This is a genomic window from Maribacter sp. (genome assembly GCF_039968975.1).
Lineage (GTDB): Bacteria > Bacteroidota > Bacteroidia > Flavobacteriales > Flavobacteriaceae > Maribacter.
The window spans coordinates 1-7327 of the sequence record NZ_JBDVOT010000132.1; the positions used below are offsets into that span (position 1 = coordinate 1).

General features: G+C 34.8%; 11 protein-coding genes and 1 riboswitch. Of the genes, 5 read left to right on the forward strand and 6 right to left on the reverse strand.

Annotated elements, in window-relative coordinates:
• From ABJI11_RS08585 to ABJI11_RS08595, 3 genes are all read left to right on the forward strand, one after another.
• Positions 1–503, forward strand: a 503-nt coding sequence (locus ABJI11_RS08585; RefSeq protein WP_348351249.1) for a dual specificity protein phosphatase family protein, incomplete at its 5' end; no start/stop codon positions are given.
• A 186-nt stretch (positions 504–689) separates the two neighbouring features.
• Positions 690–854 (forward strand): Lacal_2735 family protein, encoded by a 165-nt coding sequence (locus ABJI11_RS08590; RefSeq protein WP_348351251.1) that lies wholly within the window; start codon positions 690–692, stop codon positions 852–854.
• Between the two features lie 44 nt (positions 855–898).
• Positions 899–1252, forward strand: coding sequence for a DoxX family protein (locus ABJI11_RS08595; protein ID WP_276492847.1), 354 nt, complete (start codon positions 899–901; stop codon positions 1250–1252).
• 6 nt (positions 1253–1258) lie between these two features.
• Here the strand turns inward: ABJI11_RS08595 and ABJI11_RS08600 are convergent, their stop codons facing one another.
• On the reverse strand, positions 1259–1621 hold the full coding sequence (locus tag ABJI11_RS08600) for a DoxX family protein (protein ID WP_276492846.1): 363 nt from the start codon (positions 1619–1621) through the stop codon (positions 1259–1261).
• 98 nt (positions 1622–1719) lie between these two features.
• Between ABJI11_RS08600 and ABJI11_RS08605 the strand changes: the two genes are divergently transcribed.
• On the forward strand, positions 1720–2973 hold the full coding sequence (locus ABJI11_RS08605; protein WP_348351254.1) for an NAD(P)/FAD-dependent oxidoreductase: 1254 nt from the start codon (positions 1720–1722) through the stop codon (positions 2971–2973).
• Positions 2974–2975: 2 nt separating this feature from the next.
• On the opposite strand, the gene thiH is transcribed toward ABJI11_RS08605, so the two are convergent.
• Genes thiH through thiS form a run of 5 tightly spaced genes read right to left on the reverse strand, consistent with a single transcriptional unit; the run spans position 2976 to position 6408 of the window.
• Positions 2976–4088, reverse strand: coding sequence for a 2-iminoacetate synthase ThiH (gene thiH, locus ABJI11_RS08610; protein WP_348351256.1), 1113 nt, complete (start codon positions 4086–4088; stop codon positions 2976–2978).
• Between the two features lie 3 nt (positions 4089–4091).
• A complete protein-coding gene (locus ABJI11_RS08615; protein ID WP_348351258.1) occupies positions 4092–4856 on the reverse strand; it encodes a thiazole synthase in 765 nt (254 codons plus the stop codon).
• A gap of 1 nt (position 4857) precedes the next feature.
• Complete coding sequence (gene thiE / locus ABJI11_RS08620) at positions 4858–5511, reverse strand: thiamine phosphate synthase (RefSeq protein WP_348351260.1); 654 nt, start codon at positions 5509–5511, stop codon at positions 4858–4860.
• Positions 5512–5532: 21 nt separating this feature from the next.
• Positions 5533–6168, reverse strand: a complete 636-nt coding sequence (locus tag ABJI11_RS08625) for a thiamine phosphate synthase (protein ID WP_348351262.1) — start codon at positions 6166–6168, stop codon at positions 5533–5535.
• A gap of 36 nt (positions 6169–6204) precedes the next feature.
• Positions 6205–6408 carry a sulfur carrier protein ThiS gene (gene thiS, locus ABJI11_RS08630; RefSeq protein ID WP_348351264.1) on the reverse strand — a complete coding sequence of 68 codons (204 nt, stop codon included), beginning with the start codon at positions 6406–6408 and terminating at the stop codon, positions 6205–6207.
• A 102-nt stretch (positions 6409–6510) separates the two neighbouring features.
• Positions 6511–6604: riboswitch (TPP riboswitch) on the reverse strand.
• A gap of 193 nt (positions 6605–6797) precedes the next feature.
• On the opposite strand from thiS, the gene ABJI11_RS08635 reads away from it, so the two are divergent.
• The coding region (locus ABJI11_RS08635; protein WP_348351266.1) for an NUDIX hydrolase at positions 6798–7327 on the forward strand (530 nt) is incomplete at its 3' end.

Here is a 7327-nt window from a genome sequence, read left to right on the forward strand (position 1 = left end):
CCACAGCTTCAAAAAAAATTGCTTCTAACAATTTCCATAACCTTTATAGTATAAATGATAATATGTATCGCTCAGAACAACCCACTAAAAAAGGGACGAAAGAGCTGCAGGCAATGGGTATAAAATCAATCGTAAATTTAAGACGCCAACCCACAGATGAAAGAAAGATAAAGGGTCTAAACCTTGATTTAAATCGCATACCGTTAAAAGCATCTAGAATAGATTTTGATGATATTTTCAATGCTTTAAATAGCATACAACAAGCTGAAAAACCTGTACTTGTTCATTGCTGGCATGGTTCTGATAGAACTGGTGCTATCATCGCTGCTTCTAGAATGGTGTTTGATAATTGGAGTAAAGAAAAAGCTATTGCAGAATTTACAGATATACGCTTTGGTTATCATAGAACAAGATTCCCTAATCTAATCGCCCTATTAGAATCTTTAGACGTTGATAAGCTAAAAAACAAACTAGAGGCTGTAAGATTATCTAAATCTAACTAACTATTTACATTTTCATCTCTTTACTAATTTCTACCATAGTTCAATCTAGCGGCTGAACAACTAATTATACTCCATCGCACTTCATAAATCATAGTTTTGTTTAATTAAATAGATAAATAATTAAACATTTTGTATATTTAACTTCTAGTTCATTTACACATAAGTAAATAAGAAATACAAAAAGCTATGTTCGGTATATTTAAGAAAAAATCAGAGATTGATAAATTGCGTGATCAATATGCAAAACTTTTAAAAGAAGCGCATACTTTATCGACTACCAATAGAAAAATGAGTAACCAAAAAACATTCGAAGCAGATGAAATAATGAAGAAAATTGAGAAACTGTCTTAGTTTATTTCCTCTAAAAATTTTCTTCAAGCACATAAAATAGTTAAATGAATATTCTAAACTTAGCTATACTCTTATCTAGTATAGCATTTTTATATTACGGTACTGAATGTTTGCTATCTCAAAAAATGAAAGATGAGTTCGCAAGATTTGGTTTGAAAAATCAAAGGATTTTAACCGCATATCTTCAACTTTTAGGTGGATCGGGATTAATAGTTGGATATTTCTTTTCACCTATCTTATTATTCGCAGCTGCTGGGGGACTTACATTATTAATGTTATTAGGGTTTGCAGTGAGAATAAAAATTAAAGATAGCTTGCTTGAGTCATTACCATCACTAATATTAGCTTTAGTAAATTTATTCATAGCAGTACGCTATTTCCAACAAATTAATTGGTAATACCCTTTATACAAAGGCTATTACCAAACATAATGTCAAAAATAAAGCGGCAGGAAAAGATTTGAACAAAGGGTCTTTTATCTTAAAGTGCATAGCTATTGAACCCAACAAAAAAGTCGCTAAACCTAAAGCTGCCGGTTGCTTTAAAACTGGAAACCAAATGGCTGCCAATAATAAAATAGCGAGTGTTACTTTAAAAAAACCTACGATATAACATATCTGTTTTGATAAGCCATAAGCCTTAAATTCTTCAATAATGGTTGTTGCTTTACCACCACGCCATTTTGTTGCTTTTTTATTTTGAACAAGCCATACATTTAAAATACTAATACCAACGATAATTTGAAATGCGATTATTATATAATTCATGATTTTATAGATTTGTAAAATATTTATTTCAGTTAGACTACTTCAAAAGTACTAATTTTGTTTAAATTTAAACTAAATTAGTTAAACAAAATAATAAAATGAATAAACAGGAGAATAAAGTACATATCATTGGTGCTGGAATCAGTGGATTAATAGCCGCAACAGTACTAGAACAACACGGTTTTTCTCCTGTAATTATTGAAGCTACGGATAGGGTAGGCGGTAGAGTCAAAACTGATATTATAAATGGGTATCAATTAGACCACGGATTTCAAGTTTTGTTAACGGAATACCCTGCAGCTCAAAAATATTTAGATTACGAATCTTTAGAATTACAACATTTCTTACCTGGTGCTTCTATTTTCAAAAATGGAAAACAAGAAGTAATCGGTGATCCGCTTAGAGATGCATCTTTATTGTTTTCCACCCTTTCTGCCAGTATTGGTACCTTTTCCGATAAATTGAAAATACTCAAATTAAATACCAGACTTAAGAAAAAAACTATTGAACAGATATTCAATGATAAAGAACAGTCTACATTTTCCTATTTAACTGATTTTGGGTTCTCTACAAAAATGATCAATGAATTCTTTAAACCATTTTTTAGTGGAATTTTTCTTGAAAACAAATTAGATACCTCTAGCAGAATGTTCGAATTTGTTTATAAAATGTTCGGTGAAGGTAACGCTGCATTACCCAAAGGTGGTATTGAAGAAATTCCCAAACAACTATTACATCAACTAACAAGTACTACTGTAAAATACAACACGGCTGTGTCAGCTATTGAAGATGGTAAAATACTACTAGCAGACGGTCAAGAACTAGAGAGTGATTTTATAATTATCGCAACAGAAGCGAGTTACTTCATTCAAAACTTAAAAAATCAAGCTTTAGAATGGCAAAGCTGTGACACCTTATATTTTGAAGTGGAACATAGAACAATTGAAAAACCTTTAATTGGACTAATTCCTGAGAAAAACGCTTTAATCAACAATATCTTTTACCATACAAGTTTAAAAACAACACTGAACAATGGTAAAGAATTACTGTCTGTTACGGTGGTCAACAATCAAGAATTATCCAAAGACAAATTAATAGCTCAAGTTCAAAAAGAGCTAACTGAACTTTGTGGAATCACTTCTAGTACATTCATAAAACACTACAGCATACCTAAATCGCTTCCAAAATTAAATGATTTGCAATATGAGCTATCGCCGTCAGAAACACGGCTAACCCAAACGATATTTTTAGCCGGGGATGTTCAACTAAACGGCTCTTTAAATGCCGCAATGATTGCCGGTGAGAAAGCTGCGCTTGGTGTTTTAGAAAATTTACAGGGGGTATTTAAATAAATTTACTCCCAATTATTCGTCCAATCTTTCCAAACGACATCAAGTCCGTTACCCTTCAGCATAGCGGTGATTTCTTCTGTTGGTCTTTCGTCAGATATTTCAAACTGCTCTAAAGATTCCGGTGCTACGGCATAACCACCAGGGTTAGTTTTAGACTCGGCACTTATGGAGGTGATTCCTAAATTCACAATATTATTTCTAAACACTTCACTTTCGCGGGTAGACATTGACAATTCAACATCTTCATCCAATAATCTAAAGGCACAAATTAGCTGTACCAAATCTGGGTCGGTCATTTCTACCTTAGGCTCCAATCCGCCCGAATGTGGTCTTAATCTGGGGAAAGAAATAGAGTACTTCGTTTTCCAATAGGTTTTCTGTAAATACTTTAAGTGTAAGGCGGTAAAAAAGCTATCTGCACGCCAATCTTCTAATCCGAATAGAGCGCCTAATCCTATTTTATGAATTCCGGCTTTACCTAAGCGATCCGGGGTATCCAATCTAAAATCAAAGTTCGACTTTTTACCTTTCGGGTGGTGTTTTTTATACTCTTCTCTATGGTAAGTTTCTTGATATACCAATACCGCATACAAACCATTATTAATCAATAGCTCATACTCATCTTGTAATAAAGGTTGTACTTCTATGGTAATATTAGAAAACTGGGCACGAATCAGTTTCAGGGCATTGTTGATATAATCAACACCAACTATTTTATTAGCTTCACCTGTTACCAATAAAATATGGTCATATCCCTTCGCTTTTATGTACGCAACTTCCTTTAATATTTCGGCATCTGTCAAGGTACGTCGTGGAATCTTGTTGGTCATACTAAAGCCGCAATACGTACAAATGTTTTGGCATTCGTTACTTAAATACATGGGCGAATACATTTGTATGGTATTCCCAAAACGCTTTTTCGTCAATTGCCTGCTCAACTGTGCCATCTCTTCTAAATACGGTTTGGCAGCAGGCGAAATCAATGCTTTAAAATCTTCTAAATCTCTTTTAGCGTTACTTAATGCACGTAACACATCGTCTTCTGTTTTAGAAAATATACTTTGTAAAGTTTCATCCCAATTATAAGTATCGAATACGTTTTTAAAACTGCTCATGTTCTAATTTAAAAAACTGGTTAGCGGACTACTGGCTGCAGCTTTTTTGTGAACTACAGGTGCCAATTTTGCTTCAAAAGCAATTCTACCGGCAGCGACCGCCATTTTAAATGCCTTTGCCATTTCCACTGGATTTTGAGAAACTGCTATCGCCGTATTTACCAACACGGCATCTGCACCTAATTCCATCGCATAGGCAGCATGCGAAGGCGCTCCGATACCGGCATCTACAATTACCGGCACATTACTTTGGTCTATAATAATCTCTAGAAAATCTTGAGTCTTTAACCCCTTATTGCTCCCAATTGGTGCTCCCAAAGGCATTACGCATTGCGTACCAACTTCTTCCAATCGTTTGCACAAAACGGGGTCGGCATGAATGTAAGGCATGACCACAAATCCTAATTTCACCAGCTCTTCGGCTGCTTTTAGGGTTTCTATAGGGTCGGGGAGAAGGTACTTTGGATCAGGATGTATTTCTAATTTCACCCAATTAGTCTCCAAAGCTTCACGAGATAATTGTGCCGCAAATAGAGCTTCTTTGGCATTACGCACTCCCGATGTATTTGGTAATAGGTGGATATGGGTATGATTTAAGTGCTGTAAAATATCATCTTGTTCATCTTCAACATCCACACGTTTTAACGCAACCGTAACCAATTCACTTTCAGAAGCCAATAAAGCATCTCTCATTACTTGAGATGAACTGAATTTTCCCGTTCCGGTAAACAGTCTTGAGGTAAAGTTTTTATCCGCTATTTGTAACATATTATTTTCTTTTTTCTTCTGATATCCAACGTTCTTCTTGTATCGGACCTCCGTTGATTAGCTTCTTCAATTCTGGTATGCTGTTGAAGTTCCTGGTAATTTCACCCGAAATAGCGATGCCGTGAACACCTGTTTTCATTATTGCGGTAATATCATCGGCGATAATGCCACCAATGGCAATAATTGGTACACTTGTATTCAATTCTTCAAGTATGGTCAGGTAACCATTCAAGCCTAAAACGGGTCTCAGATTTTCTTTGGTCTCCGTGAATTTAAATGGTCCCAAGCCTATATAATCTACGTTTTTAGTTAAAAGCGCTTCGCAATCTTCAAGCGTATTCGCTGTACCGCCAATAATTTGCCATGACGCCAGTGCTTTGCGAGCGATAACTGGGCTAGTATCGGTTTTACCCAAATGCACACCGTCCGCTTTTACCGCAGCGGCTACTTTGTAATAATCGTTTATAATTAATCGGGTCTGATACTTCGCCGTTATTTCCCTTGCTTGTATGGCAGTTTCATGTACCACTTTTTCTGACTGCTTTTTTAATCGTAATTGCACCAATTCAACGCCAGAAGTACATGCCTTTTGTATGTTCTCTAAATGCTCTTGCGGAGTCTTACCCTGCGATATATAATGTAATGTTGGTATCATGTTCTGTCTTTACCTAAATGCTTAAAAATTTTTATTTCTGATGGATGTTCTCTTCTGCTCTTGAACGGCTGCTTCATATTGCTTTTTCAATGCCACAAAGCGCTCTACCGGATTTTCCATATTCCAAACTCCGCCTAACACTCCTATACCCTTAAAACCAAGCTTGATAGTAGGATTTACAGTTTCATCATTAATGCCGCCCATACCTACGATATATTTATCAATATGATTGACGTTGAACCCTTTGCCTTCGTATCCCTTTTTAGAAATAGACGAGAAAACGGGACTCAGTAAATGATAATCAAACTCAAAATCGCACTGTTCCAATACTTCTGGGTCGTGAAAAGAAGAACTGATGGTTTTACCGTACATATTCAACTTTTTAAAATATTGCCCAGGGTTGTCAATATGGTCTATTCTTTTTTGTTCCTGAAAATGGACTCCCTTTAAGTCATACGTATTGACCAATTCATGAAAAAGATGCACCACAATTCTGCTATGATATTTTTTATCGATTGCATCTAAGTAATCACAATGTTCTTGATAATTTTTAAATGGCTTTCTTAAATGATAATATGCCAAACCTTCTTGAAATAACTGATGTAGTATTTCAATTTCATTGGGTATATCTTTTTCTGGTGCTATTAGTACGATCATTTTTATTGAGTTAAGGATTACAATGAAAGCTAATTTCTATCCACCTTGTGTTGCCTTAATGACTAATACTTCATCATTCTCGTTCAGTGTTTTGGCATTCCATTCTGTTTTAGAAATAATATTTTCATTCACTGCAACGGCGATTCCCTTAACCGAAATACCTAATTCGTCAATCATTTCATTGAGCGTGGTATTCGGTTTTAATAGGTGAGTGGTGTTATTCACTTTTATATTTATCATCTATCATATTAATTTATCAAATCGCATAATGCAATATTGATTTTGATTAATGTGTAAACAGTAGGAATAAAAAACGAAATGAAAATTGGAAAGCACAGAATATAAATTCCGATAACTTTTTCCTACGTTGATATGAATCAAATCAGGTTCAAAGGATATTTCTCAAACTATGAAATAGCTACTCCTAAAGTCTACATTGCTAATTTAAGAATTAGACAGCAGATATGATTCATAAAAGATATATAGTTTGCCAATTGATTAATTTAAAACTGTTCTCTAACTTATTAATATTAGTCCATAAAATAGTTACTATGGTAAAACGCTAATCTGAATGGAAAACTTTTAATCTCTATAATCTTTGCTATTTTAGCGTAAAATATACGCATAGTATGCAACAATCTATCAAGCTTTCTGTTGACGCCGTGGTTTTTGGATATGAATCTGAAACCATATCAGTGTTACTCATCAAAAGAAAATATGAACCTTTTAAAGGAAAATGGGCTATTCCTGGCGGGTTTGTTTTAAACTCGGAATCTTTAGAAGAAGCGGTAGAGCGGGAGCTGAAGGAAGAAACGGGAATCAAGATTAATTACTTAGAACAATTATACACCTTTGGAAAACCCGATAGAGACCCAAGAAACAGAGTAGTCTCCGTTGCGTATTTCGGATTGATAAAACCTAGTACTTTTAAAATTGCTGCATCAACCGATGCGGAAGAGGCACAATGGTTTACCATAAATAATTTACCCGAACTATCTTTTGACCATGCCGAGATTCTAAAACTTGCCATAACACGGTTACAGGCAAAAATCACATATGAACCCTTAGGGTTTGAACTACTAGATACCAAATTTCCTTTTTCCGACCTTGAGAAACTATATACTTCCGTTTTAGGTAGGGATATAGATAGACGTAATTT